This is a genomic window from Mycobacterium sp. NGS57, from assembly GCF_059812405.1.
Genome location: NZ_JCALCP010000018.1, coordinates 1 through 26,560, shown reverse-complemented (window position 1 = coordinate 26,560; position 26,560 = coordinate 1). Strand labels below are relative to the sequence as shown.

29 protein-coding genes are annotated in these 26,560 nt (G+C 67.9%); 15 read left to right on the top strand and 14 right to left on the bottom strand.

The window, feature by feature from the left end:
• Positions 1-2 precede the first annotated feature (2 nt).
• Positions 3-1,304 (top strand): cytochrome P450, encoded by a 1,302-nt coding sequence (locus AC5Y43_RS23930; protein WP_499976787.1) that lies wholly within the window; start codon positions 3-5, stop codon positions 1,302-1,304.
• Here the strand turns inward: AC5Y43_RS23930 and AC5Y43_RS23925 are convergent.
• The 3 genes from AC5Y43_RS23925 to AC5Y43_RS23915 are packed head-to-tail and all read right to left on the bottom strand — an operon-like array spanning position 1,255 to position 3,709.
• On the bottom strand, positions 1,255-1,869 hold the full coding sequence (locus tag AC5Y43_RS23925; RefSeq protein ID WP_499976785.1) for a TetR/AcrR family transcriptional regulator: 615 nt from the start codon (positions 1,867-1,869) through the stop codon (positions 1,255-1,257). The genes AC5Y43_RS23930 and AC5Y43_RS23925 overlap by 50 nt on opposite strands.
• Positions 1,866-2,639 carry an SDR family NAD(P)-dependent oxidoreductase gene (locus AC5Y43_RS23920; protein WP_499976783.1) on the bottom strand — a complete coding sequence of 258 codons (774 nt, stop codon included), beginning with the start codon at positions 2,637-2,639 and terminating at the stop codon, positions 1,866-1,868. Before AC5Y43_RS23920 ends, AC5Y43_RS23925 begins: the two co-directional genes overlap by 4 nt.
• Positions 2,636-3,709: an NAD(P)H-dependent amine dehydrogenase family protein gene (locus tag AC5Y43_RS23915; RefSeq protein WP_499976780.1), complete on the bottom strand. Its 1,074-nt coding sequence runs from the start codon at positions 3,707-3,709 to the stop codon at positions 2,636-2,638. The genes AC5Y43_RS23920 and AC5Y43_RS23915 overlap by 4 nt, the downstream gene beginning before the upstream one ends.
• 86 nt (positions 3,710-3,795) lie before the next feature.
• Here AC5Y43_RS23915 and AC5Y43_RS23910 point away from each other — a divergent pair, with 86 nt between their 5' ends.
• The 5 genes from AC5Y43_RS23910 to AC5Y43_RS23890 are packed head-to-tail and all read left to right on the top strand — an operon-like array spanning position 3,796 to position 8,704.
• Positions 3,796-4,653, top strand: a complete 858-nt coding sequence (locus AC5Y43_RS23910) for an SDR family oxidoreductase (RefSeq protein ID WP_499976778.1) — start codon at positions 3,796-3,798, stop codon at positions 4,651-4,653.
• A 32-nt stretch (positions 4,654-4,685) separates the two neighbouring features.
• Complete coding sequence (locus AC5Y43_RS23905) at positions 4,686-6,041, top strand: WS/DGAT/MGAT family O-acyltransferase (protein WP_499976776.1); 1,356 nt, start codon at positions 4,686-4,688, stop codon at positions 6,039-6,041.
• Between the two features lie 6 nt (positions 6,042-6,047).
• Positions 6,048-6,533 (top strand): NUDIX hydrolase, encoded by a 486-nt coding sequence (locus tag AC5Y43_RS23900; protein WP_499976772.1) that lies wholly within the window; start codon positions 6,048-6,050, stop codon positions 6,531-6,533.
• 1 nt (position 6,534) lies between these two features.
• Complete coding sequence (locus tag AC5Y43_RS23895; RefSeq protein WP_499976769.1) at positions 6,535-7,440, top strand: haloalkane dehalogenase; 906 nt, start codon at positions 6,535-6,537, stop codon at positions 7,438-7,440.
• A 31-nt stretch (positions 7,441-7,471) separates the two neighbouring features.
• Positions 7,472-8,704 carry a cytochrome P450 gene (locus AC5Y43_RS23890; RefSeq protein WP_499976766.1) on the top strand — a complete coding sequence of 411 codons (1,233 nt, stop codon included), beginning with the start codon at positions 7,472-7,474 and terminating at the stop codon, positions 8,702-8,704.
• Here the strand turns inward: AC5Y43_RS23890 and AC5Y43_RS23885 are convergent, their stop codons facing one another.
• Both AC5Y43_RS23885 and AC5Y43_RS23880 read right to left on the bottom strand, forming a co-directional pair.
• Positions 8,705-9,073, bottom strand: a complete 369-nt coding sequence (locus tag AC5Y43_RS23885) for a hypothetical protein (RefSeq protein WP_499976763.1) — start codon at positions 9,071-9,073, stop codon at positions 8,705-8,707.
• Positions 9,074-9,115: 42 nt separating this feature from the next.
• The gene (locus tag AC5Y43_RS23880) at positions 9,116-9,601 is read right to left on the bottom strand and encodes a hypothetical protein (protein WP_499976761.1); all 486 of its coding nucleotides are present in this window, start codon (positions 9,599-9,601) and stop codon (positions 9,116-9,118) included.
• 182 nt (positions 9,602-9,783) lie between these two features.
• On the opposite strand from AC5Y43_RS23880, the gene AC5Y43_RS23875 reads away from it, so the two are divergent.
• Complete coding sequence (locus AC5Y43_RS23875; protein ID WP_499976759.1) at positions 9,784-10,170, top strand: hypothetical protein; 387 nt, start codon at positions 9,784-9,786, stop codon at positions 10,168-10,170.
• Here AC5Y43_RS23875 and AC5Y43_RS23870 read toward each other — a convergent pair.
• Positions 10,161-11,234, bottom strand: coding sequence for an ATP-dependent DNA ligase (locus AC5Y43_RS23870; protein WP_499976757.1), 1,074 nt, complete (start codon positions 11,232-11,234; stop codon positions 10,161-10,163). The two genes, AC5Y43_RS23875 and AC5Y43_RS23870, sit on opposite strands and share 10 nt — an antisense overlap.
• A gap of 25 nt (positions 11,235-11,259) precedes the next feature.
• Here AC5Y43_RS23870 and ligD point away from each other — a divergent pair, with 25 nt between their 5' ends.
• The 5 genes from ligD to AC5Y43_RS23845 all read left to right on the top strand — a co-directional run bounded on the left by ligD (position 11,260) and on the right by AC5Y43_RS23845 (position 16,229).
• Positions 11,260-12,285, top strand: a complete 1,026-nt coding sequence (gene ligD, locus AC5Y43_RS23865; RefSeq protein ID WP_499976755.1) for a non-homologous end-joining DNA ligase — start codon at positions 11,260-11,262, stop codon at positions 12,283-12,285.
• A gap of 62 nt (positions 12,286-12,347) precedes the next feature.
• Positions 12,348-12,584 (top strand): type II toxin-antitoxin system antitoxin MazE7, encoded by a 237-nt coding sequence (locus tag AC5Y43_RS23860; RefSeq protein ID WP_499976753.1) that lies wholly within the window; start codon positions 12,348-12,350, stop codon positions 12,582-12,584.
• Positions 12,577-12,927 carry a type II toxin-antitoxin system PemK/MazF family toxin gene (locus AC5Y43_RS23855; RefSeq protein ID WP_499976749.1) on the top strand — a complete coding sequence of 117 codons (351 nt, stop codon included), beginning with the start codon at positions 12,577-12,579 and terminating at the stop codon, positions 12,925-12,927. Before AC5Y43_RS23860 ends, AC5Y43_RS23855 begins: the two co-directional genes overlap by 8 nt.
• A 94-nt stretch (positions 12,928-13,021) precedes the next feature.
• Positions 13,022-14,230 carry an FAD-dependent oxidoreductase gene (locus tag AC5Y43_RS23850; RefSeq protein WP_499976745.1) on the top strand — a complete coding sequence of 403 codons (1,209 nt, stop codon included), beginning with the start codon at positions 13,022-13,024 and terminating at the stop codon, positions 14,228-14,230.
• A 787-nt stretch (positions 14,231-15,017) separates the two neighbouring features.
• Positions 15,018-16,229: a cytochrome P450 gene (locus tag AC5Y43_RS23845; RefSeq protein ID WP_499976743.1), complete on the top strand. Its 1,212-nt coding sequence runs from the start codon at positions 15,018-15,020 to the stop codon at positions 16,227-16,229.
• Between the two features lie 6 nt (positions 16,230-16,235).
• Here AC5Y43_RS23845 and AC5Y43_RS23840 read toward each other — a convergent pair whose 3' ends face one another.
• The 7 genes from AC5Y43_RS23840 to AC5Y43_RS23810 all read right to left on the bottom strand — a co-directional run bounded on the left by AC5Y43_RS23840 (position 16,236) and on the right by AC5Y43_RS23810 (position 22,546).
• Complete coding sequence (locus AC5Y43_RS23840) at positions 16,236-16,838, bottom strand: TetR/AcrR family transcriptional regulator (protein WP_499976740.1); 603 nt, start codon at positions 16,836-16,838, stop codon at positions 16,236-16,238.
• Positions 16,835-17,734, bottom strand: a complete 900-nt coding sequence (locus AC5Y43_RS23835) for an HpcH/HpaI aldolase/citrate lyase family protein (RefSeq protein ID WP_499976901.1) — start codon at positions 17,732-17,734, stop codon at positions 16,835-16,837. The genes AC5Y43_RS23840 and AC5Y43_RS23835 overlap by 4 nt, the downstream gene beginning before the upstream one ends.
• A 34-nt stretch (positions 17,735-17,768) precedes the next feature.
• Positions 17,769-18,989 carry a CaiB/BaiF CoA transferase family protein gene (locus AC5Y43_RS23830; protein ID WP_499976737.1) on the bottom strand — a complete coding sequence of 407 codons (1,221 nt, stop codon included), beginning with the start codon at positions 18,987-18,989 and terminating at the stop codon, positions 17,769-17,771.
• Positions 18,986-19,321, bottom strand: a complete 336-nt coding sequence (locus AC5Y43_RS23825) for a hypothetical protein (RefSeq protein WP_499976735.1) — start codon at positions 19,319-19,321, stop codon at positions 18,986-18,988. Before AC5Y43_RS23825 ends, AC5Y43_RS23830 begins: the two co-directional genes overlap by 4 nt.
• Positions 19,318-20,622 carry an aromatic ring-hydroxylating oxygenase subunit alpha gene (locus AC5Y43_RS23820; RefSeq protein ID WP_499976732.1) on the bottom strand — a complete coding sequence of 435 codons (1,305 nt, stop codon included), beginning with the start codon at positions 20,620-20,622 and terminating at the stop codon, positions 19,318-19,320. Before AC5Y43_RS23820 ends, AC5Y43_RS23825 begins: the two co-directional genes overlap by 4 nt.
• A complete protein-coding gene (locus AC5Y43_RS23815; RefSeq protein ID WP_499976728.1) occupies positions 20,619-21,518 on the bottom strand; it encodes an enoyl-CoA hydratase/isomerase family protein in 900 nt (299 codons plus the stop codon). Before AC5Y43_RS23815 ends, AC5Y43_RS23820 begins: the two co-directional genes overlap by 4 nt.
• A gap of 62 nt (positions 21,519-21,580) precedes the next feature.
• On the bottom strand, positions 21,581-22,546 hold the full coding sequence (locus AC5Y43_RS23810; RefSeq protein ID WP_499976725.1) for a TIGR03621 family F420-dependent LLM class oxidoreductase: 966 nt from the start codon (positions 22,544-22,546) through the stop codon (positions 21,581-21,583).
• A gap of 115 nt (positions 22,547-22,661) precedes the next feature.
• Between AC5Y43_RS23810 and AC5Y43_RS23805 the strand changes: the two genes are divergently transcribed.
• The 3 genes from AC5Y43_RS23805 to AC5Y43_RS23795 are packed head-to-tail and all read left to right on the top strand — an operon-like array spanning position 22,662 to position 25,258.
• The gene (locus AC5Y43_RS23805; RefSeq protein WP_499976723.1) at positions 22,662-23,366 is read left to right on the top strand and encodes an SDR family NAD(P)-dependent oxidoreductase; all 705 of its coding nucleotides are present in this window, start codon (positions 22,662-22,664) and stop codon (positions 23,364-23,366) included.
• A gap of 9 nt (positions 23,367-23,375) precedes the next feature.
• Positions 23,376-24,824, top strand: a complete 1,449-nt coding sequence (locus tag AC5Y43_RS23800; protein ID WP_499976721.1) for an aldehyde dehydrogenase — start codon at positions 23,376-23,378, stop codon at positions 24,822-24,824.
• 50 nt (positions 24,825-24,874) lie between these two features.
• Positions 24,875-25,258 carry a PPOX class F420-dependent oxidoreductase gene (locus AC5Y43_RS23795; RefSeq protein ID WP_499976719.1) on the top strand — a complete coding sequence of 128 codons (384 nt, stop codon included), beginning with the start codon at positions 24,875-24,877 and terminating at the stop codon, positions 25,256-25,258.
• Between the two features lie 81 nt (positions 25,259-25,339).
• Here AC5Y43_RS23795 and AC5Y43_RS23790 read toward each other — a convergent pair whose 3' ends face one another.
• Complete coding sequence (locus AC5Y43_RS23790) at positions 25,340-26,503, bottom strand: zinc-binding dehydrogenase (protein WP_499976717.1); 1,164 nt, start codon at positions 26,501-26,503, stop codon at positions 25,340-25,342.
• Positions 26,504-26,560: the final 57 nt, after the last annotated feature.

Below are 26,560 nucleotides of genomic sequence, written 5' to 3'. Positions count from 1 at the left end.
CGGTGGCCGAGATCGAGCCGCCGTGTAGCGCGAGCACGGCACGACACATCCCGGAGCGCATGATGCCTAACGCAATCGATATCGGCGGCGTCGATCTCAGTGATCCGCAGACCTACCGCGCGGGTGTCCCGCACGAAGCGTTCCAAAGGCTCCGAGAGCAGGCGCCGGTCGTGTGGCATCCGGGCCAGGACGGGTCGGGGTTTTACGCCCTCACCGGATACGACGAGATTCGCGAGGTATCTCGCGACAGCACGACCTGGTCATCCGAGGTCGGCGGGGTGACTCTGGATGCCCCAGGCGATGAAGGGGTCGATGCCCGCGGCGTCATGATGCTCACGATGGATCCGCCGCGGCACACGGCGCTGCGTGCCCTGGTCAGCCGCGGATTCACGCCTCGGCAGTTGGCCACGCTCCATGAACACATCGCCGATATGGCCCGGGACGTGGTCGATATCGTCATCGAGCGGGGGCACTGCGACTTCGCCAACGATGTCGCAGGGGCCCTACCCGCCCACGTCATCGCCGAAATGCTGGGCACCCCCCTGGACGATGGGCGGCGGCTCTATGCGCTGATAGAACGAATGAATCGGGGATCGGCCACCGATCCGGATGTGGTGGGTGCGGCGATGGAGATGTTCGCCTACGCGAGTGAACTCGCCATCCGTAAGCGCGAGCAACCAGGCGACGACATTGCCACATCGCTGCTCAACGCCGAGGTCGACGGCCAACGCTTGACCGATATCGAGTTCAACTACTTCGTGCTATTGCTCATCAACGCCGGCGGCGACACCACCCGTAACCTGGTGGCGGGTGGCATGTGTGTGCTGCTGGACCATCCGCAGGATCTGGCGATGTTGGCGGCGGACCCATCGATGTTGCCAACCGCGGTGGAGGAGCTGCTGCGATACGTCACCCCCGTCAATACGTTCGCGCGCATCGCAACCAGAGACGCCGAATTGCATGGGGTTCCAATACGCAAAGGTGACCGAGTGGCCATGTTTTATCCGTCGGCCAACCGCGATGAAACCCGATTCGCCGAACCCGACCGCTTCGATCCGAGAAGGACACCCAACCCGCACCTGGGGTTTGGCGGTGGCGGTACACATTTCTGCCTGGGTGCGAACCTGGCCCGCGTGGAGGCCGCTGCGCTGCTGCGTGAAGTCCTGGTCCGGATGAAGAATCTGGAGCTCGCGGGACCGGTCGAGCGGACACCGTCCACCACGATGAATTGTCTGCACACCATGCCGGTCCGGTTCACTCCGGCGGCCGCGCCGCGGGTGTCCTCTTCCAATGGGGGCTCTTGACCGCTTCGAGGGCTTCGGTGATGTAACGATCCAGCGGCCAGCGGTTGCGGGATTGGCGCACCCATTGTTGAAAGCCGAAATCGGCCGCCGCAAAGGCGATCTGGACGAGCAGCCCGGGGCGGATGTCGACCTCCGGGTTGGCGCCCATGCGCCCGGCGATCAGCTTCGTTGCCCGCTCCTTGTCGGCGGGGCGGTGCAGCGTCACCTTGTCGAGCAGGCCGGGAGCAACCAGCAGGGCCTTGCGCCACTCCTCGCAGTCGGCGCGGTCGAACGAGCGGGTCCGCGTGACGATGGCGCTGATCAGCGCGACGTCGGGCGACTCGCCGGCCGGCCGGTCCTCGAGAAGACCGACGATCGCGGCCCCACCGTAGCGGACCGGCGCCAGCAGCAGCTCCTCCTTCGCCGGCACATGCCGGAACAGGGTACGCGCCGAAACGCCTGCGGCCGCGGCGATTTCCTCGGTGGTGACGGCGTCGTATCCGCGCTCGACGAACAGCCGGAACGCGGCGCGCCGGATGTCGGCCCGGATCTGTGCGCGCTGCCGGTCGCGCAGCGACTCCGTCATCGGAACGAGCCGATTCCGCCGTCGACGTGAATGGTCTGCCCGGTGATGAACGTCGCGTCGGTGCCGAGCAGGAACGCGACCAGCGCGCCCACGTCGGTGCGCACGTCGCCGATGCGTTTCATCGGGACGCGCCGCACCGCCTTCGCGTAGTCGTCCGGCGCGAACTGCTTCCACAGTTTGACGCCGTCGGACTCGGCGAACGGGCAGACGATGTTGACGCGGATGTTGTCGCGCCCCCATTCCAGCGCCGCGACCTTCGACAACCCGCGGATGCCTTCCTTGGCGGCGGCGTACCCACCCCACTTGGGTTCGCCGCCGGTGCCCGTCCCCGAGCCGAGGTTGACGATCGACCCGCCGCCGGCGGCGACCAGCACCGGATGCACGGCCTGCATGAGCAGGAACGTCGCCCGCGGGCCGACGTCGTAGCCGAGCGCCAGGTCCTCGGTGGTGATGTCGACGAACGCCTTGGGCTCGTTGGTGGCGATGGCGTTGTTCACCAGGCCGTGCACCGCGCCGAAGGCGTCGACGGCGGCCGCGACGATCCGCCGGGCGCTGCTCGGGTCGCGCAGGTCGGCGACCAGATTGGCGACGGGTCCCGCCGCGGCGAGTTCGGCGGTCGTCGTCGCGAGCAGCTCGTCCTGGATGTCGACCAGCAGCACCGACGCCCCGCGTTCGAGCAGCGCCGCGGCGATGCCCTTGCCCACTCCCTGCGCGGCGCCGGTGACGATCGCGACGTGGCCGCGCATCGAGTCCGGGTGCGTGTAGGTCATGGCGTCGCGGCGAGATTCGGGGCGGGGCGCCCCGCGAACAGCGGCAGGTCGAGGTAGGTCTTGATGCCGGGCTCGGCGGCGCAGACGTCCGGGATGGCATTGACGCAGTGGTTGGCGGTGGCCACCACGCCGGGATTGCGTTGCAGCCCTTCGGCGATGGACGGCGGCTGCAGGCCCTTGAAGGTGAGGCTGACGGTGGGGTCGCCGGTGATCTCGACCTCGAAGCGTTCGCCGAGCCCCGCGAAATTCCAGTCCGGGTCCAGGTTCTCCTCACCCATCAGCCAGTTGACGGCCGCGGTGATCACCGGCTCGCCGTCGGCGAGGGCTTGCCAGCGGAAGCGGCGCGCGGCCACGGTGCCCGCGGTGATGGGGAAGGGGTCGTAGTCGATGTCGGAGGTCGCCACGGCGATATCCTGAATGGTCCTGATGTTCGGGTCGATGCGAAAACCCATGTGGTCGGCGATCATTCGCACCGACATCTTGAAGCCCGATTCGAGCAGGCTGGCCATCGGCCCCTGCATGGCCTCGTCGGGGGTGCCGCCGAAGCCCATGATGTGGCGCACCACGTCCGGGGCGTTGTAGGTGCGGATATCGGAGAACTCCTCGGCGCGCACGTGGGTGACCGCCGACGACAGCGAGGACACCATGAGCGGGAAGCGTTCGGTGATGCCGCCCGGGTGGATCCCCGAGCCGTGCAGGGTCACCCCGGCCTCCAGCGCGGCGTCGGCGATGGCCTGGTGACGCGGGTTGTCAAGGTCGGGATAGACCCACCCGACCGGGGTCACCACGTTCTTGCCGGAGCGCAGGATCGCAAGCACCTCTTTGTCGTTGGGCACCAGCGGGCTGTAGACGACGCAGTCCGCGTCCAGCGCGAGCACCGCGTCGACGTCGGTGGTGGCCGCGACGCCCAGGGGAGCGGTCCCGACGATGTCCCCGACGTCGACGCCGTCCTTGCTCGAGCTGTGCACCCAGCACCCGGCGAGCTCGAGCCGAGGATGGTTCAGCACGCATTCGATGGCCGCCTTGCCGACACCGCCTGTGGCCCATTGGATGACACGAAGCTTGCTCATGGCCGACCTCCCGCGCGCCTTTACAACCCACCAGTGAGATGGCACGGTATGACTACCTGGCAGTGACTGTCAACAACGGAGGGTCGATGGGCGTCCTGGACGGCAAGGTCGCGATCGTCACCGGAACCAGCCGCGGGGTGGGCGTCGGCATCGCCCACGAACTGCTGCGCGCCGGCGCCACGGTCATCGGCTGCTCACGCTCGCCGCTGGAGACCATCCCCGGCATCGCATCCGACTGGGCGGCCCGAGCGTCGCAACGCGTCTGCGATCAAGGCGACTACCGCTCGATCGATTCGTTCGTCGCCGACGTCGTCGCCGCCCACGGCCGCATCGACATTCTCGTGAACAACGCCGGCGGCACGGTGCCCGCACCGCACGCCGAAGCCATTCCCGAACTCGTGCAACGCATTCAGGGTGCACCGGAAAACGACGACGACTATGCGCGCACGGCGCTGTTTCACGCCTTCGCCGTGCAGATGAACCTCATCAGTCCGCTCTGGTTCGCGATCCGCGCGTATCGGGAGATGGCCACCCAGGACGGCGTGGGCTGCATCGTCAACATCTCCAGCGGCGCCGGGCACCCCGCGGGGTCGCCGACCCTGGTGTCCTACGGCGCGGCCAAGAGCGGCCTCAACCACCTCACCCGCTCGCTGGCCGAGGAGTGGGGACCCAGGGTGCGGGTCAACTGCGTCGCGCTGGGCCCGACGATGACCGAGAACTTCCGCTCGTTCGTGCTGCCCAAGGACGACCCGACCGGCGAAAAGTACTTCGCCGCCGTGCCGTTGCGCCGGGCGGGGGAGCCCGCGGAGGTGGGGCGTGTCTGCGTCTTCCTCGCGAGCGGCGACGCGGACTTCGTCAACGGCACCACGATCGAGTGCGACGGCGGCATGCTGCCCGGGGTCCTCTACGACGCGGGGCTGAAGACCATCACGGATCTGCTGTAACCGTTTGCTCGCCCTAGGCGTCTAATTAGCGGATGGAACTGATGACGCCCACCGACGCGGTCTTCCTGCTGGGGGAATCGCGCGAGCACCCCATGCACGTCGGGGGCCTGCAGTTGTACGAACCACCGCCCGGAGCCGGCCCCGAGTTCGTCCGGGAGTTCACCGAAGCCCTGGTGGCCAACAACGAGTTCCAGCCCACCTTTCGTAAGCACCCCGCGGCGATCATGGGTGGAATCGCGCCTCTGGCGTGGTCCTACGACGACGAGGTCGACGTCGACTACCACGTGCGGCGCTCGGCGCTGGCGTCGCCGGGCCGGGTCCGCGAACTTCTCGAGCTGACGTCCAGGCTGCACACCAGCCTGCTCGACCGCCACCGCCCGCTGTGGGAGCTGTACGTGGTGGAGGGCCTGAGCGACGGCCGGTTCGCCATCTACAGCAAGATGCACCACGCGCTGATCGACGGTGTCTCCGCGCTCAAGCTGATGCAGCGCACATTGTCTTACGACGCCGACGACCGCGAGGTCCGCGCGGTCTGGAACCTGCCGAAGCCCTCGCGTCCATTCAACCCGGTGTCCCGCCTGAGTTCGCTGGCGAAGACGGCGGGATCCGTTGCGGCGCTTGGCCCGTCGACGGTGTCGCTGGCCCGCGCCGCGCTGTTCGAGCAGCAGGTGACGTTGCCCTTCGCAGCGCCGCGAACCATGCTGAACGTCAAAATCGGCGGCGCCCGCCGATGTGCCGCGCAGTCGTGGTCGGTGGACCGCATCAAGGCCGTCAAGAAGGCTGCGGGGGTGACCCTCAACGACGTCGTCCTGGCGATGTGCGCCGGAGCCCTGCGCTACTACCTGCTCGAGCAGGACGCGCTGCCCGACACCCCGCTGATCGCGATGGTCCCGGTGAGTCTGCGCAGGGAGGACGAGGCCGACTCCGGTGGCAACCGCGTCGGCGCGATCCTGTGCAACCTGGCCACCGACACCGACGATCCCGCGCAGCGGCTGCAGACCGTCAGCGAGTCGATGCACAAGAACAAGAAGGTGTTCTCCCAACTGCCCCGCGTGCAGGCGCTGGCGCTTTCGGCGCTGAACATGAGCTCGTTGGCGCTGGCGGCGGTTCCGGGTTGGGTGTCGTCCACGTCGCCGCCGTTCAACATCGTCATCTCCAACGTGCCGGGGCCGCAGGAGCAGATGTATTACGGGGGAGCGCGGCTCGACGGCAACTACCCGCTGTCCATCGCGATGGACGGGCAGGCGCTCAACATCACGCTGGTCAGCAACGCCGGCAATCTGGAGTTCGGTCTGGTCGGCTGCCGCCGCAGCGTTCCGCACCTGCAGCGCCTGCTCGCGCACCTGGAGTCATCGCTGAAGGACCTGGAACGCGCCGCAGGAGTCTGAAAGTCCATGCCCAGGCTCAGCGCCGGTGTGTTGTTGTACCGGGCCCGTGACGGCGTTGTCGAAGTTTTGATCGCGCATCCGGGTGGCCCATTCTGGGCGCGCAAAGACGAAGGCGCCTGGTCGATTCCCAAGGGCGAGTATGTCGAGGGCGAGGACCCGTGGACGGTCGCGCAGCGTGAATTTCACGAGGAGCTCGGGCTGCCGGTGCCGGCGGGGCCGCGCGCCGGCCTGGGGGCGCTGAAGCAACCTGGCGGCAAGGTGGTCACCGCGTTCGCCGTCGGGGCCGACCTCGACGTCACCGACACGCACAGCAATACCTTCGAACTGGAGTGGCCGAAGGGCTCGGGCACGATGCGCGAGTTCCCCGAAGTCGACCGCGTCGACTGGTTCGCGGTGGCGCAGGCGCATACGCGGCTGCTCAAGGGCCAGCGCCCGTTCCTGGATCGACTGATGGCCCACCCCGCGCTGGCGGAACTGCACGAAGGGATCTGACATGCAAACACTGCGCACCCCCGACGAACGATTCGACGCCGTGCGCGACTTTCCTTATGCCCCAAGGTATTGCGACATCCCCGACGGCGACGGCGGTTCGCTGCGCGTCGCCTGGGTCCAGGACGGTCCGGAAGGCGCGGACCCGGTTCTCATGCTGCACGGCGAGCCGTCGTGGTCGTACCTGTACCGCAAGATGATCCCGATTCTGGCCGCCGCCGGGCACCGGGTCGTCTGCCCCGACCTGGTCGGGTTCGGCCGTTCGGACAAGCCCGTCCGCCGCGAAGATCACAGCTACGCACGCCATGTCGAATGGATGCGGGCCGTCGCCTTCGACGTCCTCGACCTGCACGACGTGACCCTCGTCGGCCAGGACTGGGGCGGGCTGATCGGCCTGCGCCTGGCGGCCGAGCATCCCGAGCGGTTCGCCCGGCTGGTGGTCGCCAACACCGGGCTGCCCAACGGGGAGCAGCCGATGGCCGACGTCTGGTGGCGCTTCCGGGAGGCCATCACGACGGCCCCGGAGCTGAACATCGGCTGGTTCGTGCAGGGCGGTTGTCGCCAGCAACTGAGCGACGAGGTGCGCGCCGGCTACGACGCCCCGTTCCCGGACGACGAGCACTGTGCGGGCCCCCGGGCCATGCCCGGCCTGGTGCCGACCGCACCCGACGACACCGCCGCCGCGGCCAACAAGACCGCCTGGGCCGCGCTGTCGGCGAGCCCGACGCCCATGCTGGTCGCTTTCAGCGACAGCGACCCCATCACCGGGCCGATGGCCGCGATCTTCCGGCGTGAGATGCGCGGCGCGCAGGGCATCGAGCACCCGACGATCCGCGGCGCCGGGCACTTTCTGCAGGAGGACGCGGGCGAGGAACTGGCCAACCACATCGTGGAGTTCCTGCGCCGCTGAGCGCACCGGGCGGTGCAGGCACAATGTCGGCATGACGACCGCGCCCCCTGAGGCCGAATCGCAGGGCCTGCTGCTGCAGTTGCTCGATCCGGCCAATCGGGCCGACCCGTATCCGCTGTTCGCGCAGTTTCGCGAGCTCGGACCGCTCCAGCTGCCGGAGTCCAACTTCGTGGTCTTCTCGGCCTACCGGGACTGCGACGACGTCCTGCGGCACCCGTCGTCGAGCAGCGAGAGCGCAAAGTCGACCGTCACCAGGCGGCAGCTGGCGGCCGGTGTGGTCCAGCCCCGGCAATTTCCGACGGGATTTTTGTTCCTCGACCCGCCCGACCACACGCGGTTGCGCAAGTTGGTCAGCAAGGCGTTTTCGCCGAAGGTGGTGACCGCGCTGCACCCCGAAATCAGCGCTCTGGTAAGCGAATTGCTCGACCCGATCGCCGAGCGGGGCGCGTTCGACGTCGTCGCGGACTTCGCCCACCCGCTGCCGGTCGCGGTGATCTGCAAACTGCTCGGCGTGCCCCTCGACGATCAGTCGCAGTTCAGCCACTCGTCGGCGGTGCTGGCGCAGTCGCTGGATCCGTTCTCGACGATCACCGGCGTGCCGGGCGAGATCGCGGCCGAGCGGCAGCGGGCCGGGGCCTGGCTGCGCGAATACTTCCACGGCCTGATCGACCGGCGCCGGTCACGGCCCGGCGAGGATCTGCTGTCGGGCCTGATCGCGGTGGAGGAATCCGGCGACCAGCTGACCGAGGAGGAGATCGTCTCCACGTGCATCCTGCTGCTGATCGCCGGGCACGAGACCACCGTGAACCTCATCGGGAACGCCATCCTGACCATGTTGCGCGACCCGGCGCACTGGGCGGCGTTGGCCGCCGACTCGGGTCGCGCGCCGCTGATCGTGGAGGAGACACTGCGTTACGACCCGCCCGTGCAGCTGGTTGGGCGAGTTGCCGCCGCCGACATGACGATTGGGGACGTCGAGGTGCCGGCCGGCGACGTGATCATGTTGTTGTTGGGCGGTGCGCAGCGTGATCCGGCCGAATTCGACCGGCCAGATACCTTCGACCCGGACCGGGGGACGTTGCGGCACTTGGGCTTTGGCCGGGGGGTGCACTATTGTCTGGGCGCTCCGCTGGCACGTTTGGAGGCGGGCGTCGCGCTGGCGGCCGTGGCGGCACGCTTCCCGAATGCCCGGCTGGGCGGCGAGCCGCAGTACAAGCCCAACGTCACGCTGCGCGGTTTGGCGGAGTTGGCCGTCGCTGTCTGACTAGGTGCGTTCCCACGGTGCGCTTTCGCCCATCTTCGCGTAGTACCTCGCCAGGTGACGTTTGACGCGGTCGACGTCGGCCTTGGGCAAATCGATGCCGCCGCGTGCGCCGTCCATGATCGCGCCGGCGATCATCACGCCCCGCGGCACGGCTTTGAGCTCGCCGCCGATCACATCGGCGAACAACAGCTTGTAGGCGCTGAAGTTGTCCTTCTTGGCGTTGTCGTACCAGATATGTGCGTCGCGGTATTTCTGGTTCGGTTGCTCCTGCGCACCCGCCCACTTGCGGACGCGCTTTTCGGCGGCGCCGCCGTCCCACTTGCGGGCGCGATCGGCCAACGGCAGGTCCCTAAACGCTGTTACAGACATCTTTTCCGCGTGCCCGCCTCGGGCCGCAGATAAACGCGGGATCTAATCCTGGCCGTAGGCGCCAGGGTCCGCTTTGTCGGTATCGGTGCTGTCGTCGACATCTTCGGCCTCGTTCACCTCGCTCGGGGCCGCCAACACGATCGAAATCGGTATGGGTGTGGCCATTTCGATTCCGCCGAACGTGTCGTAATAGGCACCGATGGTGTACTCGCCTTCGGATTCGACTTCGAACGCCAGGTCTTGGGTGAAGCACCGGTACTTGGAGGGCCTGTCGGGTTCGTCCGGCCAATGCCATCCCCCCTTGAGGGTTCCGCACGGTTTCCCGGCCGGGTCCTTGCACACGATATGAAGCTCCGGGTCGTAGTCCCCACCGGCCTGCGCGTGCACCACGAGGACGAGCGGAATCCGTGCCATCAAGGGGATTCTCGCGATCTGAAACCAGGTCGTGGGAATGCGCGTGGCATAGATCGCGCCGCTTTCGTCGAGCCCGGCGGTGCCTGCCACGAACAGTGCGGCGATGTGCAGCATCACGACAGCTTAAAGGTGCCCGGCCGCAAAACGAGGACTAGGTGACGGGCGTATGGACCAATCTCGGCCGCTTTCCGTGTCTAGCGCCCACGCTCGGCGTGCAAAACTTGGGACCGGTAGCCGCGAATAGGACGTCCACTTGCAACGCGATTGAATCCAACCCTCACAACGGAGAAACAACCATGACACGACGCATCGCGCGGCTGGCGACGACCGCGGTTGTGGCCGCCGGTCTGGGTTTAGGCCTGGCCACGGGCACTGCCGGCGCCCAGCCCGGTCCGCTGCCGCTGGACGCCTGGCCCGGCTGCCCCAACGACCACCCCCAGGGCCCGTGCCACTGGTGCCCCGGACAACCGCTGCCGCCCACCGGAAACCACGTCACCAACCCGGTGCGATGGGACAACAACGTCTGCCACACCTACTACTACGTCTACTTCGGGCAGGGCAACGTCGCCCAAAACATCTGGGACGGAGAGGATCCCCCGCCGCCGCCCCCGCCGGCGCCGCCGGGCCTCATCAACAAGGACAACTGCCAGCAGATTCTCGGGATCTTCTGCCCTCACGCCTGAGGCCCCAGACCCGGCAGGATGTCGCCGAGGCTGAAGGTGACCGGCTGCTCGAGTTGCGCGTACGTGCACGAGCGCGGATCGCGGTCGGGACGCCACCGGCTGAACTGGGCGGTGTGACGGAACCGCGCGCCTTCCATGTGGTCGTAGCGCACCTCGACGACGCGCTCGGGTCGCAGCGGCACGAACGAGAGATCCTTGCCGGCGTTCCAGCGCGAGAACTCGTTCTTGCGCGGTGTGCGCTCGCCGGCCTCGTGCGCGGCCCAGTTCCACGGGTGATCCTCGAAAGTGGTGACCAGCCGCTGCATTTCGGTGAACAGCCGCCGTCGCTCGGCCATCGGGAAGGCGCCGATAACCCCGACCGAGGCGAGCTGGCCGTCATCCTGGTACAGCCCCAGTAGCAGCGAGCCGATCGCCTCGCCGCCCGATTTGTGCACGCGATAGCCGGCGACCACGCAGTCGGCGGTGCGCTCGTGTTTGGTCTTGAACATGACGCGCTTGTCCGGCTGGTAGGTGACGGTCAGCGGTTTGGCGATGACGCCGTCGAGGCCGGCGCCCTCGAACTCCTCGAACCAGCGCTGCGCGGTCGCCATGTCGGTGGTGGCCGGCGTGACATGGATCGAGGGCCCGCAGTCCTTCAAGGCGTCGACGAGCGCTGCGCGCCGCTCGCTGAACGGGCGACCGGTGCAGTCGTCGTCGCCCAACGCGAGGAGGTCGAAGGCGATGAAGGACGCCGGCGTCTTCTCGGCCAGCATCCGCACCCGCGAGTCGGCCGGGTGGATCCGCTGTTGCAGCGCCTCGAAGTCCAGGCCGTGTTCGGTCGCGACGACGATCTCCCCGTCGATCACGCAGCGTTGCGGCAGCTCGGCCCGCACCGCCGCGACCAGCTCGGGAAAATACCGCGTCATCGGGCGCTCGTTGCGGCTGCCCAGCTCCACGTCGTCGCTGTCGCGGAAGCAGATCGACCGGAATCCATCCCATTTGGGCTCATAGGACGCGTCGGGTGGGATCGACCGCACCGGCTTGGCGAGCATGGGCGAAACGGGCGGCATGACAGGCAAGTCCATAGCCTGATTGTGCTGGAATCGACGTATGACCGCTGCAGCAGAAGAGATCGACGTCGACGGCATCGCGGTGCGGCTGACCAACCCCGACAAGGTGTACTTCCCCGCGCTGGGCGCCCAGGGCACCAAGCGGCGGCTCGTGGAGTACTACCGTGCGGTGGCCGGTGGCCCAATGCTGACCGCGCTGCGCGACCGGCCCACCCACCTGCAGCGCTTCCCCGACGGCATCGACGGCGAGGAGATCTACCAGAAGCGGGTACCGCAGCACCACCCCGACTACCTGCAGACCTGCCGGGTGACGTTCCCGTCGGGACGCACCGCCGACACGCTGAAGGTGACCCACCCGTCGGCCATCGTGTGGGCGGCGCAGATGGGCACGGTCACGCTGCACCCCTGGCAGGTCCGCTGCCCGGACACCGACCACCCCGACGAGCTACGCATCGACCTCGACCCCCAACCCGGCACCGGCTTCGAGCAGGCCCGGGCGGTCGCCGTCGACGTGCTGCGGCCGCTGCTCGACGAACTCGGTCTGGTCGGCTACCCCAAGACGTCCGGGGGCCGCGGGGTCCACGTGTTCTTGCGCATCGCCACCGACTGGGACTTCATCGAGGTGCGCCGGGCGGGCATCGCGCTGGCCCGCGAGGTCGAGCGCCGCGCCCCCGACGCCGTGACCACGTCGTGGTGGAAGGAAGAACGCGGCGAGCGCATCTTCATCGACTTCAACCAGAACGCGCGCGACCGCACCATGGCGTCGCCGTATTCGGTGCGGCGCACGCCGATCGCGACCGTGTCGATGCCGCTGGCGTGGGGCGAGTTGGCGGGAGCCGATCCCGACGACTACACGATGGCAACCGTGCCCGAGTTGGTGGCACGCCGGGACGATCCGTGGGCCGGCATCGACGACGTGGCCCAGTCGATTTCGCCCTTGCTGCAGATGGCGGCGGCCGACGACGAGCGCGGCCTCGGCGACCTGCCCTACCCGCCGAACTACCCCAAGATGCCGGGCGAGCCCAAGCGCGTGCAGCCCAGCAAGGACAGGGACTTGAAGAGGTGAACCAACGTAGGTAGCTAGCCGTTTTAAGGCGCTAACCTTTGTCATCAAGTATGATACTAAATATGTCTACTGCGACGACTACGATCCGGGTTCCGGTCCAGACGCGTGATCGCTTGGCCGCCCAGGCCCGCGAACGGGGAGTGTCGATCGCCGCGCTCCTTGGGGAGCTGGCCGCCGGCGCCGAACGCGAGGCGATCTTCCGTGCGGAGCGTGAGGCCACCCGAGCCGAGGCATCGCTGCGTCCCATTCGCGACGAGAACCGCGACTGGGATACCGCGGCCGGCGACGGCCTTGCCTGAACCGCAGCGCGGCGAACTCTGGCTCGTCGCACTTGGCGCCGCGCGCAGCGGTGAACCCGGCAAACACCGCCCCGCCGTCGTCGTCTCCGTCGACGACATACTCACCGGCGTCGACGACGAACTGATCGTCGTGGTACCGGTGTCGAGTTCGCTGATGCACAACCCCTTGCGGCCGAACATATCCCCCGGCGAGGGCGTGGAGGCCACCAGCGTCGCCGTCTGCCGGGGCGTTCGTGCAGTCGCTCGCAGCCGCCTGCTGGAGCGACTGGGCGCCGCGAGCCCCGACAGCATGCGCCAAATTGAACGCGGCCTCGCGCTGATTCTGGGCATCGAGATCGCCTGACTGACTTCTGACTGACCGCGGCCTTCAGCGCAAGGGGCCCAAGGGATTCGAGTTGGCCACTAGGCCTTGTCATGCCGCGGGGTAGGGTCGGACCGTGGCCGAAATCCTGAACACCCAGGTGTGTGTCGCCGGAGGCGGTCCCGCCGGCCTGGTTCACGCCTTGTTGCTTGCCCGCGCCGGGATCAAGGTCGTTGTCCTGGAGAAGCACAACGACTTCCTGCGCGACTTCCGCGGCGACACCGTGCATCCGAGCACCCTGCGGATCATGGACGAGCTGGGCCTCGTCGACGAACTCCTGCGTCTGCCGCATACGAAGGTCAACCGTGTCGCCTTCGACACCGACGGCTCCATCCGCACCTTCGGCACCTTCGGCGTGCTCAGACGGCTCGGCTTCAAACAGCCCTACATCGCGTTGATGCCGCAATGGGACTTCCTCGACTTCCTCGCCGAAAAGGCTTCTGCCTACCCCGAATTCACGCTGATTCGCAATGCCGAGGTGAAAGACCTGATCTTCGACGGCGATCGGGTGGCCGGGGCGCGCACGCCCGAACTCGAGGTCCGCGCCGACTTGGTGGTCGGCGCGGACGGGCGCAAATCCGCGGTGCGGGCGGCCGCCGGGTTGGAGGTCGCCGCGGCGCACTCGCCGATGGACGTGCTCTGGTTTCGGCTGAAATGGCGCCCCGGCGACCCGCGAGAGCTCTACGGGGTCATCCGCCGGGGCTTCACGATGGCGATGATCTACCGCGGCGACTATTGGCAGATCGCGTACCTCATGCCGAAGGGGTCGAACCCCCGCGACGAGTCGCTGGAGACGTTCAAGCAGCGCATCGTGTCGGTGCGGCCGCAGTTGCGCGACCACGTCGGCGACCTCGGCTCCTGGGACGAGACCAGTCAGCTCGACGTGCGGGTGGACCGGCTCAAGACGTGGTGGCGCACCGGCCTGCTCTGCATCGGCGATGCGGCCCATGCCATGTCACCGATCGGCGGGGTCGGCATCAACCTGGCCGTCGCCGACGCGGTGGCCGCGGCCAACATCCTGTGCGATCCGCTGCGCGAAGGCCGCCTGCACGACGCCGATCTCGCCAAAGTGCAACGCCGTCGAGAGCTGCCCACCCGCGCCATTCAGGCCATCCAGGTGTTCGCCCAGGACAGGGCGATCGCGCCCAATTTGAGCGGCGACCTGTCCCCGATCCCCATCCCGGGAATCGTCGGCCGCGGCCCGCTGCAATTCATCCCGCCGATCGCATTCGGGCGGGGCCTCCGGCCCGAGCATGTCCGCACCCCGGACGTGCACACGACCTAGCAATATTTGACTAATCCCTCGTGGGTTGCGGAAGGGTTCCATATATTCCCATTCATCACGTACACAAGGAGTTGCGGATGTTTGCTTGCGACCCCGTCGATCTTGACTTCCTCGCTAAGGCCCCCAGCAGTCTTCGTGCCACCGTCAAAGTGGGCAGACCGCCGAGCGAGGTCTTCGCCGCGCTTGCTCGCGACCCGGCCAATTGGGGCGAGTTTTCCCGGGATTTGACAAGTCGGGCCGTCGGCAGACACCGGGTCCGCATGGCGTTGGGTCTTGCTACACAAAGCGGCTCATCGGCATAACGATTGAAGAATCGGTCCTCATCTGGGAGGAAGGAGCTCGCCTTGCGTTCCGTGTCAACGGCACAAGCGCACCGGCGTTTCACGCTTGGGTTGAGGACTACAAGTTTGAGTCGGACGGCAACGACGGCACTCTGTTGCGGATTGCAATCGGCGGCATGGGGCGAATTGCCTTCAAACTGGTCACACCTTTACTGCCCCGCGTCTTCACTCTCCTGATGACTCGCATGGGTCAAAACATTGAACGTGGCCGTTGATATTCCAACACCACATGACATTCGAAGGGCTAACCGCCCCGCCGTCGCGATGAAGTGTTCTTTAGCCAATCGGTGCCAGCCTCGCCGGAGCGCTCTCCACTGAACGCGGCGCGGTTGCCAAGGAGCGGCGGGACAATGACGCCGGCACCTTGACGGGATCGTCGACCTGCTGCTAGACATGGCGTGCGCGGTAATATTGGGCGATCGCCCAAAACCGAAACGAGGTGGGCTATGGCGGGCCGGACCGTCACCAACGACACCGACGTCTACTACGACCCCTACGACGTAGGTATCAACGCCGACCCGTACCCGACCTACGCGCGGCTGCGCGAGGAAGCCCCGATTTACTACAACGAGCGCTACGACTTCTGGGCGCTGTCGCGGCATGCCGACGTCGAGCACGGACTGGCCAACTGGGAGACGTTCTCCAACAAGCGAAGCGACATCCTCGAGTTGGTGCAGTCGAAGTTCGACATGCCCGGCGGGGTGATGATGTTCCAGGACCCGCCCGAACACACCCGGCTGCGCGGGCTGATGTCGCGCGTGTTCACCCCCCGGCGGATGGCCGCCCTCGAAGACCAGATCCGCCGGTACTGCGTGCGGTGCCTGGACCCCCTCGTCGGATCCGGGGGATTCGACATCATCGCCGAACTCGCCTCGATGATGCCCATGCGGGTGATCGGGATGCTGCTGGGAATCCCGGAGTCCGAGCAGGTTTCGGTGCGCGACGCCAACGACGCCAACCTGCGCACCAAGCCGGGCGCACCCCTGAAGGTCGCCAACGCCGACTCCATCGCCGACGGCCGGATCTACGCCGACTACGTCGAATGGCGATCCAAGAACCCCTCCGACGACCTGATGACGACCCTGCTCAACGTCGAGTTCGACGACGACCGGGGCGTGCACCGCAAGCTGACCCGCAAGGAAGTGCTGCACTACACCCAGGTGGTCGCCGGCGCGGGCAACGAGACGACCGGCCGGCTGATCGGGTGGCTGGCCAAGGTGCTCGCCGAGCATCCCGACCAACGCCGCAAGGTCTACGAGGATCGCTCGCTGCTGACCCGCACCGTCGACGAGACCCTGCGCTTCGAGCCGACCGGTCCGCACGTTGCGCGTTGGATGGCAAAAGATTTCGAGTGCCACGGCACCACGGTTCCGGCCGGCAGCGCCATGCTGCTGTTGTTCGGCGCCGCCAACCGCGATCACCGCCGCTACACCGACCCGGACACCTACAACATCCAGCGCGACAACATCTCGCACATCACCTTCGGCAAGGGCGTGCACTACTGCCTCGGGGCGAATCTGGCGCGCCTCGAGGGCCGCGTCGCGCTGGACGAGATACTCAACCGCTGGCCGGAGTGGGACATCGACTACGACACAGCGCAATTGGCGTCGACCTCGACCGTCCGTGGTTGGGAGCGCCTGCGGGTCGTGCTGCCCTGAACGAGACTAGCCGCGCCGCTTCTTCGGGGCCGGCATCTCGAACCGATCGAGGAACCGGTTGACCAGCGCGACGGCCGCGTCGTGTCCACCCTTGGTGCCGAGCCCCTGCTCGAGGATGAGGGTGCGGCCGATAGCCGCGATGACCACCGCGAGGCCAGCGGGCGGGAATTCGCCTGTGTCCAGGCCGTGTTCGCGGACGATGAAGTTCAGCGCGGTGATCTGCTGCTCGCGCCAGCGCTCCGACCAGGCCGCGATCTCGGCCCGGATCTCCTTGCGGTGGTTGGCAAGTCCCATGAACTCCAGCAGCAGCCGGGTGTCCTTGGGCGCGGTCAGGGTGTCCCAGAAGGCGTGCAGCGGCCGGTCGGACGCCAACGCCTGCTGCTGGCGCTCCAGGTAGACCGCGGCGCCGCGGCGAAACACGTCCAGGTACAGCTCGTCCATCGTGGGGAAGTAGTAGTGCACCAACGCCGGTTTCACGCCGGCCTCGGCGGCTACCCGCCGCGACGTGGCCGCGGCGTAGCCCTCGTCGATCATGATGCGAATCGTCGCGTCGATCAACATGTCCCGCGTGGTGGAGTCCCGGGCCTTGGGTCGCTGGGATGCGGTCATGACGTCTGGTCCTCCAGCCCGGCCCTGCGCAGCACGTTGTGTGCGTGGCGCATGAGCGCCGCGTCGACGAGCTTGCCGTCCCTGCCCACTGCGCCCACCCCGCTCGCCTCCGCGCGACGGTAGTCGTCGATGATCGACCGCGCCGCGGCGACCTCCTCGGGCGCCGGCGCGAACACCGCGTTGGCGACGGGCACCTGGTCCGGGTGGATCGCCCACTTGCCGTCGTATCCGAGCAGGGCCGCCTGCTGGGCGCGGCGCCGATAACCGTCGATGTCGCGGTAGGCGGGATACGGTGCGTCGATCGCGTCGATGCCTGCGGCGCGCGCCGCGGCCAGCACCTGGACCCGCACAGCGTGCCAGAAATCGCCGGGATAGTCGCCGGCGGGATCGAAGTTGCCGTCGACGCGCGACCGCAGCGACGCCGACAGGTCGCCCGCACCGAAGATCAGCGCCTCCAGGCGGGGGCTGGCCCGCGCGATCTCGGCCGCGTTCAGCAGCCCCTCTGCCTCCTCGATGAGCGCCTCCAGCGCGATCGGCCGGGCCAACCGCAGTTCGGTCTCGAGCTGGGTGAGCAGGACGTCGACCCACCAGACGTCGCGCGCCGCGCGCACTTTGGGCACGATGATGACGTCCAGGTTGTCGCGGGCGCCGGTGACCACCTCGACGATATCCCCGTGACACCACGCGGTTTCCAGGCCGTTGATGCGCACGGCGCGAAGCGTCGTGCCCCAGTCGAGTTCGTTGAGCGCGCTCACCGCGACGCCGCGGGCGGATTCCTTGGCCGGGGGCGCGCAGGCGTCTTCCAGGTCGAGAAATACCAGACCGGCGCCGGCCTGTGTGGCCTTTTCGCACATGCGCTCGTTGCTGGCCGGGGTGGCCAACTCCGAGTGCCGCATCCGTGGTTTCGTCACCGTGTCTCTCCCGTGCGTCTCAGATCGTGCCCGCGGCCCGCAGGGCGCCGCGACGCTCGGTGTCGATGCCCAGCAGCCCGCCGTAGACGGCGTCGTTGTCGGCGCCGAGGCCGGTGCCCAGATGCACTATGCGACCGGGTGTTTCGCTGAGCAGGGCGACGGGCGCCTGCACGGTCATCGCGCCCAGCTCCGGGTCGTCGACCGCGGCGAATGTGCCGCGGGCGAGCAAGTGCTCGTCGGCCAGGAGTTGTCGGGCATCGTAGACCGGCGCCGCCGCCACACCCGCATCGAGAAACACCGCCATCGCGTCGTCAAGGGAGTGCGTGCCGATCCACGTCGCCACCAAGGCGTCGATCTCGGCGGCCCGCTCCTGGCGCGCCACGTGTTCCACGTACTCCGAACGCGTTGCCAGGTCTGGTCTTTCGATCGCCCGGTACACCCGCGCCGCGGTGCTGTCGGATGCGCTGGACAGCGCGAGCCACCGGTCGTCGGACGTGCGGTAGACGTTGCGGGGCGCGCTGGCGTCGGCGCGGTTGCCGGCCCGCGTGTCGATCACGCCGAGCTGGTCGTAGGCCAGGGTCGACTGCTCGATCAGCCGGGCAAGCGGTTCGATGAGGCTGACGTCGACGAGTTGGCCCGACGCGTCGTGCACATCGCGGTGGTACAGGGCCATCATGACCGCATACGTCGCGGCCATCGACGCGACACCGTCGGCCAGCATGAACGGGGGCAGCGTCGGCGGGCCCTCCGGCTGGCCCGTGACGTGGGCGAATCCGCTCATCGCCTCGGCCAGCGTCCCGTAACCGGGCCGGTCGCTTTTGGGACCGCCGCCGCCGTAGCCGGTGACGTGCAGCATGACGAGCTGCGGGTGGCGCGCGTGCAGCGACTCGTAGTCCAGTTGCCAGCGCCTCAGCGTGCTGGGCCGGGTGTTGGATACCAGCACGTCGCTGACGGCCAGAAGCCGGTGCAGCACATCGCGGCCCTCTGCGCAGCGCAGGTCGAGGGTGACGCATTTCTTGTTGCGGCTCACGCTCTTCCAGACCAGGCCCACGCCGTCGCGACGCGGACCCCAGGTGCGCAGTGGGTCCCCGGATCGGGGCTCCTCGACTTTGATCACCTCCGCGCCGAATTCACCCAGCGCGGTGGCGACCAGCGGCCCCGCGGCCAGCGTCGCGGTGTCGATCACCCGCAGGCCGGTCAGCGGCAAAGCGGCGGCCACCGGCGCACTCGCCCGGTTCACACGGCCGGCTCGGCGACCATGTCGAAGAACGCGGCACCGGAGTCCGGGATGCGGTTCTGCTTGAACACGTTGACCGCGTAGGAGACCAGGATCATCGAGTAGAGCAGGTGCAGCAGCCTCGTCGCGTCGTCGGGCAGGGCGTCGATGTCGAGCCCGTTCAGGTACGCGATCGCCTCCTCCGCCCGCGGGGCGACGGCGTCGTAGAACCGGACGAGTTCGTCGTAAGGCTGCGAAAGCCGCGCCTCGTAGCGCTCGGCGCGCGTCGGCAATGCCCAATCGGCGACGAAGGGCTCGAGATCGGCAAATCCTTCGGGCAGTGTTGATTCGGTCATGACGACTCCCCGGCCCGGTAGGCGTCCACCGTGTCGCGGATGACCGTGTGGAACTGCCGGATAAGCAGTTCCTGGTCGCTGAGGTGAAAGGTGTTCTGCGCCCGCGTCTTCAGTGCCGAATGCGTGGCCTCGATCGTGTTCACGTCCTGCATGGCGAACTCGATCGTGCTGTCGACCACCAATTCTTGCGCGAGCCGCTCGGTGGCGTTCGCCGGCGGCACGAAATACATGTCGATCTCGTAGATGTGCGAATCGACGGTCTCGGGCCAGTAGGTGTAGGTGATGTAGTACCCGCGCGCCCAGATCTGGATCGAGATGTTCGGGAAGAGCCAGAATTGGTCATTGCCCCACGACGCGATGTCGCCGCGGTTGAGGAATTCAGGTTGTGGTCCTTCAAAGCCCAAGTCGGGGACGTCGTCGGGTCCGAACAGGCCGGCGCGGAACAGCTTGTAGACCCAGCGCTGGTCCCGGCGCGCCGAGCCCGCGGTCCCGGGTTCGCGGGGCGGCAACGGCGGCGGCCCGGGAACCGACGTGAGCATGTGCGGCCGGAACAGCTCGTAGTGGTAGGCGTCGACGGGCGGCACCATCTTCTCGGCCTTGGCCACGTCGGGGTCGATGAAGCGGCCGTGCACATAGGGCGGGTGATACCACTCGCACACCGAGTCGACCGCAAGCTTCCAGTTGCCGTTGATCCGGGTGGAAAACCCGTAGCGCTGCGTCATCTTGTGGAACGGGTAGGCCTCGACGGGCGCGAGCCCGTCGCCGAGGAAGCTCCGCAACGGCACGGGGTTGTCGGCGAGGTTGACGAAGATGAAGCCCGCCCACACCTCGCAGTGCACCGGCGGCATCCGCAGCTGGCTCTTGTCGAGGTCGAAGAACTCGCCTTCGTTGGTGATGTGGTTGACCCGGCCGTCCAGGCCGTAACGCCAGCCGTGGTACTTGCAGGCGAACGCGCGACAGCTGCCCGAGGACTCCCGCGACGGGTGCTCCTGCCACACCACCTTGTTGCCGCGGTGCGCGCACACGTTGTGAAAGGCATGCACGGTGTCGTCGAGGTCGCGGGCGACGACGATCGACGCGAGCCGGCCGGGCAGGTCGCGGGTGAAGTACGAGCCCTTGCGCGGCAGCCGCTCGATTCGCCCGACGCACAGCCAGTTTCGTGCGAACACGGCCTTGCGCTCGTCGGCGAAGAAGTCCTCGGAGATGGAATCCTCGTAGCTGACCGGGCCCGTCCCGAGTTCGGGGTAATCGGTGGTGAACTTGCCCCGTCCCGTCGAGAGGCGCTGCTGGGTGCCGGTCACGACGGGACTCCTTCATTGTGCTGGCCGCCGTTCGGCTCGGATTGCGTCCAGGGCCGCGCGTCCCAGGCCCGGTCCAGCGGCGCCATCTCCCCGCCGAACGGGAAGAAGGCCCGCTGCGCGTAGGTTTCGCGGGCCAGGCCGTGGCCCAACTCGTCGATGAAGGCCCGCTTGAGTGGGTTGGTGAACAGCTGGCGCGAGTAGCGCAGCGTCAGCGGCGGCCGCTTGACCAGCTCCCGCGCGAGTTCCCAAGCCCTGTCCAGCAATTGGCCCTTGGGCAGCACCTCGTTGACCACGCCCCACTCCTTGGCCTCGTGCGCGCCGAGCTTCATGCCGGTCAACAGGAAATAACGGGCGCGGGTGTGGCCGGCCAGGAAACTCCAGATGACGTGCTGGCCGTCACCGGGCACCTGGCCGCGCGGAAAATGCGACGCATCCTGGAAATAGGCGTCATCGGAGGCCAGGACGATGTCGCCGAGCAGCGGCACCTCGGAATGCATGTTGCACGGGCCGTTGACGGCGCTGATCATCGGGACGTCGACGTCGAGCACGTTGGTGATGAGATGCCGCGCGTACCAGGCTTTTTCGTCGAGCTTGAGCAGACCGCGGGTGCCCGGCATCAACAGGTACTCGGGCTTCTCGACGGGGTCGCCGTTGGGCATGCGCCCCCAGGTGGCGTTGTAGGTGTCGCCGGTGCCGGTATGGATCAGCACCTTGATCTCGCGGTCCCCGGCGACATCGGCGAACGCGTCGGACATGTCGTCGTGCGCCCGCCAGTCCCACACCAGGGGGCCGCCGTGGGTGTGGCACTGCATGAGCAGGATTCCGTCGTCGGAGAGTTCGAACCGATAGTTGGCGTAGCGATCGTGGTATTCGCTGTATCGGGTCCGCTTTGCCATGGGATATCCATTCCTTGAGCGATCGCCCAAATAGTCCCATCTCCAATGGTGGCGGTCAAGGTTTACCGGCCGTGCAGCATCCGGACCACGGGCGCGAAGGATTCGATTTGGGACTGCTGCACCGTGACGTAGTTGACGCCGAGCGTTTCGCGGCGCGAACACAGCAACTCCGCAACGGTTTCCGGCGAGCCGATCAGCACGTTGGGATGGTCGCGCAACAGGTCTTCGGAAATACCCGTCGACTTCGCCAGCCCCGCCAGCACGGTCCCGGGATCGTCGGTGATCTCGGCGAAGAAGGGCGAGCTTTCGACGTCGAGACGGCCGTAGCGCTCCCCGGCCGCGGCGCGCACGAAGCCGATCCGGCGCTGCGCGACCGCCTGCGGATCCAGGCCGTCGGCGTCGTGGGCGACGAAGGGCACGGTGGACATGCTGACGATGTCGGCCTCGCGCCCGGCGAACGACAGAATCCGCTGCCCGCCCCCGCCGACCATGATCGGCGGATGGGGACGTTGTGCCGGTCGCGGCCGGCCCGCGTATCCGTGCACCTGAACGAACTCGCCCGCACAGTCCAGTTCCTCGCCGTCCCAGTGCGCCTTGATGAGCGAGACGACCTCCGCGAGTTTGGCGATTCGCCGGCCTGGGCGGTCGAATTCGAGCCCCATCGCGGTGTATTCGACTTCGCTCCAGCCGGCACCGATGCCCATCTCCAGACGGCCATCGGACAACAGGTCAAGCGTCGCGGCCTCCTTGGCCAGCACCGCCGGCACGTGGTAGTCGATGCAGAACACCCGGCACCCGATGCGCAGCGTCTCGCTGTGGGCTGCCGCCGCCGCCATCGCCGCGATGGGCGCCAGATCCTGACGCGGAGTCCGCGCGGCTCGCTGCGCCGGACCCGGGCCCAGGTAGTGATCCGCCAGGAAAAGCGTTGTGTATCCGAGCTCTTCGACTCGGCGCACGGTATCGCGCCACTCGCGCGCCCCGGCGGCGTTGGTCGCCTGCACTCCGAAGCGAAACGGGGGCCTGTCCATCACCGGACCCTAAGTTCGGCGGTCCTGCGGAAGCAACAGCTTGACCCTGGCGAACGCCGGGTGATAGGCATGGGGAGCCCATGGGGTTGGGCGGTCGCTCAGGAAAGGGGCGCGCGTGAAGACGGCGGTCGTGACCGGCGGTGCCTCGGGGATCGGCCGTGCCGTCGCCGAGCGATTGCGCAGCGACGGAATGCGGGTCGCCGTCATCGATCTGTCCCCCACCGACGACGGGTCCGGTTACGTCGCCGACGTCACCGACCGCGCGCAGGTCGACGCCGCGATGTCGGCGATCCGCGACGCCATGGGCCCGATCCTGGTGCTGGTCAACGCCGCCGGAGTCGAAGGCTTCAAGAAATTCCTGGGCATGTCCTTCGAGGAATGGTCCAAGGTGGTCGACGTCAACCTCTACGGCGTCTTCCACACCATCCAGGCCGTGCTGCCCGACATGGTCGAAGCCGGATGGGGGCGCATCGTCAACATCTCCTCGTCCAGCACGCACTCCGGGCAGCCGTTCATGTCCCACTACGTGGCCGCCAAATCCGCGGTGAATGGGCTGACCAAGTCGCTCGCGCTCGAATACGGACCCAGCGGAATCACCGTCAACGCGGTCCCGCCGGGATTCATCGACACCCCGATGCTGCGCAGCGCCGAGAGCAGGCACCTGCTCGGGGGAACCGTCGAGGACCACATCAATCGCACGCCGGTGCGCCGGGTGGGCAGACCCGAGGACATCGCCGCGGCGTGCGCGTTCTTCGCGTCCGAGGAAGCCGGCTACATCACCGGCCAGATCCTCGGCGTCAACGGCGGCCGCAACACCTGAGGACATCGGATGTACGACAGGGACCAACTGTTCATCGACGGCGCGTGGACTCGTCCGCAGTCCGACTCCGTCATCTCGGTGGTGTCGCCGCACACCGAGGCGGTCATCGGCCGGGCGGCGTGCGCGGGACCCACGGACGTCAACCGCGCCGTGGACGCCGCCCGGGCCGCCTTCGACACCGGACCGTGGCCGCTCATGCAACCCGCCGAGCGGATCGAGGCGCTCACCCGGCTGGCCGGCATCTACAAGGAGCGGCGCGCAGACATGGCCGCGTTGATCTCCGCCGAGATCGGCGCGCCCATCAGCTTCGCCAAGATGGCGCAGGTCCGCCTTCCGCTGACCATGATCTCCGCGTTCTGCGGCATGGCGGCGAGCTACCCGTGGCAGCAGGACCGTCCGGGCTTGTACGGCAACGACATTCGGATCGCGCGGCGGCCGGTGGGGGTCGTGGCCGCGGTGGTGCCGTGGAACATGCCGCAATTCCTCACCGTCACCAAGGTCGTGCCCGCGCTGCTGGCCGGGTGCTCGGTGGTGCTCAAGCCCGCGCCCGAGGCGGTGCTCGACGCGCAGCTGCTCGCGGATATGGTCGCCGCGGCCGAGCTTCCGCCCGGCGTGCTGAACGTGGTGCCGGGCGACCGCGAAGTCGGCGAGCTTTTGGTCGGCCACCCGGGCGTCGACAAGGTCTCGTTCACCGGATCCACGGCCGCCGGCCGGCAGGTGGCGCGCGCGTGCGCCGACGGGCTCAAGCAGGCGAGCCTCGAACTGGGCGGCAAGTCGGCGGCGATCGTGCTCGACGACGCCGACCCCGCGGCGGTCGCCGCCGCCATCCAGATGGCCAGCCTCGCCAACAGCGGCCAGGTCTGCAACGCGCTCAGCCGGATTCTGGTCCCGCAGGCCCGCAAGGACGACTTCGTCGACGCGCTGGCCGCGGGCATGGAGTCGATGACGGTGGGCGACCCCTCGGATCCCAACACGCAGATCGGTCCGCTGGTGGCGCAGCGCCAGCAGGAGCGGGTCCGCGGCTACATCGAGTCCGGCACCAGCCAGGGCGCGCGCCTGGTGACCGGTGGCACCGAGATGCCCGACGGCCTCGAAACCGGTTGGTACGTGCGCCCGACGCTGTTCAGCGACGCCGACAACGACATGCGCATCGCGCGCGAGGAAATCTTCGGCCCGGTGCTGACCGTCATCTCCTACCGGGACGAGGAGGAGGCGATCCGCATCGCCAACGACTCCGAATACGGGCTGGCCGGCTCGGTGTTCACCGCCGACGTCGAGCGCGGGTACGGCGTGGCGGCGGGCGTGCGGTCCGGCACTTTCGGCGTCAACGAGGGCTACGTCATGGACCCGGCCGCGCCGTTCGGTGGGGTCAAGAACAGCGGCTACGGCCGCGAACTGGGAACCGAGGGCATCGACGGTTACACGGTGAGCCAGTCGATTTCGGTTGCGGCGCACTGACCTTCACGCGCGGCGATTACAAAACCGCATCAGCGGGCAACCGTTCTGGCGTGGCAACCAGCTTCCAGGACGTGATCCGGTCCAAGTACCTGCTCTTGACGACGTTCACCAAAGACGGGCGCGCCAAGCCGACACCGATCTGGGGCGTGCCCGACGGCGACAAGCTCCTGGTCATCACCGACGACGGGTCGTGGAAGATGCGGCGGATCCGCAACACCCCGCGGGTGACCGTCGCCCGCAGCGCGGCGCTGGGCAAGCCGAAGAGCGAGGCCGTCGAAGCGACCGCCCGGGTCCTGCCCAAGTCCGAGACGCGGCGCGTCTACCACGCCGTGCTCAAGCGGTACTGGTACCACGCCTGGTGGTTCTACGCGCATTCGATCATGCGCGGCGGCATCGACAAAGTGCACGTCGGTCTCGAGATCGAGCCGGCCTGAGGGCATCGAACCTGCGCTCAGATCGCGAATTCGGCCCTTACTTAAGGCGCGCTGGTCGCAGTCTCGGTGGAAGGGATATCGCTAGGCAGGGGTTGTCGCCTCGCTCTTGGGGTCGATCAGGATCTTCGCGTGGGCCTCGGGATCACCGAGCGCGTCGAACGCGGCCGCCACGCCGGGCAGCCCCACCGTCCCGGTGATCAGCGGCCCGACGTTGACCTTGCCGTCGGCGAGCATGTGCAGCGTGTCGCGGAACTCCAGCGGGGTGTAGCCGAGCACGAACCGCAGGTCGATCTCCTTGTTGATCGCCATCGCCGGCCGGATGTGGTCCGAGCCCATGCACACGCCGACCACGACCACGCGCGAGAACAGCGGTGCGCTGGCGATGATGCCGTCGATAATGCCCGGCACACCGACACATTCGAAGACGATGGGATGCTTGGGCGTCGCGGCTCCGGCCACTTCGGCGGCGCGCCAGACATGCCACCACGGCAGCCGCAGCTTCTGCAGCTTCTCGATCGTGCCGACCGCCAGGTCGAACGCCTCGAGGATGCCCTGCAGGTGTTTGCGGCTCGCGTCGGTCGTGTAGGGCGAGTCCTGCCCGGGATCGACGACGATGTCGGCCCCACACGCGGTCGCCAGCGCGCGCCGGCCCGCCGAGAAGTCGCTGGCGATCACGGTGCGCACCCCGTGCGCCTTGAGCATGCAGATCACCGCGAGCCCGATCGGACCGCAGCCGATCACGATCGCGACGTCGCCCTTGCCGACCTCGCCGCGGCGCACGGCGTGCCAGCCGACGGCCATCGGCTCGGTCAGGGCGGCGACGTCGGCGGACAGCCCGTTGGGCACGGGGACCGTCAGCGACTGCTCGACGAGCAGCTGCTCGGCGTAGGCGCCCGGCGCCCGCGTCGACAGCCCGATCCCGTGCACCTCCTTGCCGCGGCGCAGCAGTGGCAGCGCGACGACCCGGGCGCCGCGGCGCGGGGCCTTGCGGGTGCCGGGCCCGTAATCGAGCACCTCGCCGCAGAATTCGTGGCCGAACACCACCCGCTGATCCGACCGCATGAACGCGTCGTAGCCCGACTCGGCCATAACGTCGGCCAATTCGTCGCAGTGGTGGCGGGCGTGCAGGTCCGATCCGCAGATGCCGCAGCGCAGGACCTCGATCAGCAACTGCCCCTTGGCCGGCGTCGGCGTCGGCAGGTCGACGACCTCGAGCTCTGCGTTGGTGCAGGTGACGCTCTTCATCCGTCGATCCTCCTATGCCGCCGCCCCGCGCGAAAGTGCAACTGGCAACGCGTTTCT

Coding starts and splice junctions, on each gene's coding strand:
- AC5Y43_RS23920 (WP_499976783.1), bottom strand. CDS start 2,639: ATGACCTACACGCACCCGGACTCGATGCGCGGCCACGTCGCGATCGTC.
- AC5Y43_RS23870 (WP_499976757.1), bottom strand. CDS start 11,234: ATGGACTTGCCTGTCATGCCGCCCGTTTCGCCCATGCTCGCCAAGCCG.
- AC5Y43_RS23835 (WP_499976901.1), bottom strand. CDS start 17,734: ATGCGGCACTCGGAGTTGGCCACCCCGGCCAGCAACGAGCGCATGTGC.
- ligD (WP_499976755.1), top strand. CDS start 11,260: ATGACCGCTGCAGCAGAAGAGATCGACGTCGACGGCATCGCGGTGCGG.
- AC5Y43_RS23925 (WP_499976785.1), bottom strand. CDS start 1,869: ATGACGGAGTCGCTGCGCGACCGGCAGCGCGCACAGATCCGGGCCGAC.
- AC5Y43_RS23910 (WP_499976778.1), top strand. CDS start 3,796: ATGGGCGTCCTGGACGGCAAGGTCGCGATCGTCACCGGAACCAGCCGC.
- AC5Y43_RS23790 (WP_499976717.1), bottom strand. CDS start 26,503: ATGAAGAGCGTCACCTGCACCAACGCAGAGCTCGAGGTCGTCGACCTG.
- AC5Y43_RS23845 (WP_499976743.1), top strand. CDS start 15,018: ATGGCGGGCCGGACCGTCACCAACGACACCGACGTCTACTACGACCCC.
- AC5Y43_RS23905 (WP_499976776.1), top strand. CDS start 4,686: ATGGAACTGATGACGCCCACCGACGCGGTCTTCCTGCTGGGGGAATCG.
- AC5Y43_RS23815 (WP_499976728.1), bottom strand. CDS start 21,518: ATGGCAAAGCGGACCCGATACAGCGAATACCACGATCGCTACGCCAAC.
- AC5Y43_RS23885 (WP_499976763.1), bottom strand. CDS start 9,073: ATGTCTGTAACAGCGTTTAGGGACCTGCCGTTGGCCGATCGCGCCCGC.
- AC5Y43_RS23915 (WP_499976780.1), bottom strand. CDS start 3,709: ATGAGCAAGCTTCGTGTCATCCAATGGGCCACAGGCGGTGTCGGCAAG.
- AC5Y43_RS23900 (WP_499976772.1), top strand. CDS start 6,048: ATGCCCAGGCTCAGCGCCGGTGTGTTGTTGTACCGGGCCCGTGACGGC.
- AC5Y43_RS23890 (WP_499976766.1), top strand. CDS start 7,472: ATGACGACCGCGCCCCCTGAGGCCGAATCGCAGGGCCTGCTGCTGCAG.
- AC5Y43_RS23840 (WP_499976740.1), bottom strand. CDS start 16,838: ATGACCGCATCCCAGCGACCCAAGGCCCGGGACTCCACCACGCGGGAC.
- AC5Y43_RS23800 (WP_499976721.1), top strand. CDS start 23,376: ATGTACGACAGGGACCAACTGTTCATCGACGGCGCGTGGACTCGTCCG.
- AC5Y43_RS23810 (WP_499976725.1), bottom strand. CDS start 22,546: ATGGACAGGCCCCCGTTTCGCTTCGGAGTGCAGGCGACCAACGCCGCC.
- AC5Y43_RS23895 (WP_499976769.1), top strand. CDS start 6,535: ATGCAAACACTGCGCACCCCCGACGAACGATTCGACGCCGTGCGCGAC.
- AC5Y43_RS23875 (WP_499976759.1), top strand. CDS start 9,784: ATGACACGACGCATCGCGCGGCTGGCGACGACCGCGGTTGTGGCCGCC.
- AC5Y43_RS23825 (WP_499976735.1), bottom strand. CDS start 19,321: ATGACCGAATCAACACTGCCCGAAGGATTTGCCGATCTCGAGCCCTTC.
- AC5Y43_RS23860 (WP_499976753.1), top strand. CDS start 12,348: ATGTCTACTGCGACGACTACGATCCGGGTTCCGGTCCAGACGCGTGAT.
- AC5Y43_RS23880 (WP_499976761.1), bottom strand. CDS start 9,601: ATGCTGCACATCGCCGCACTGTTCGTGGCAGGCACCGCCGGGCTCGAC.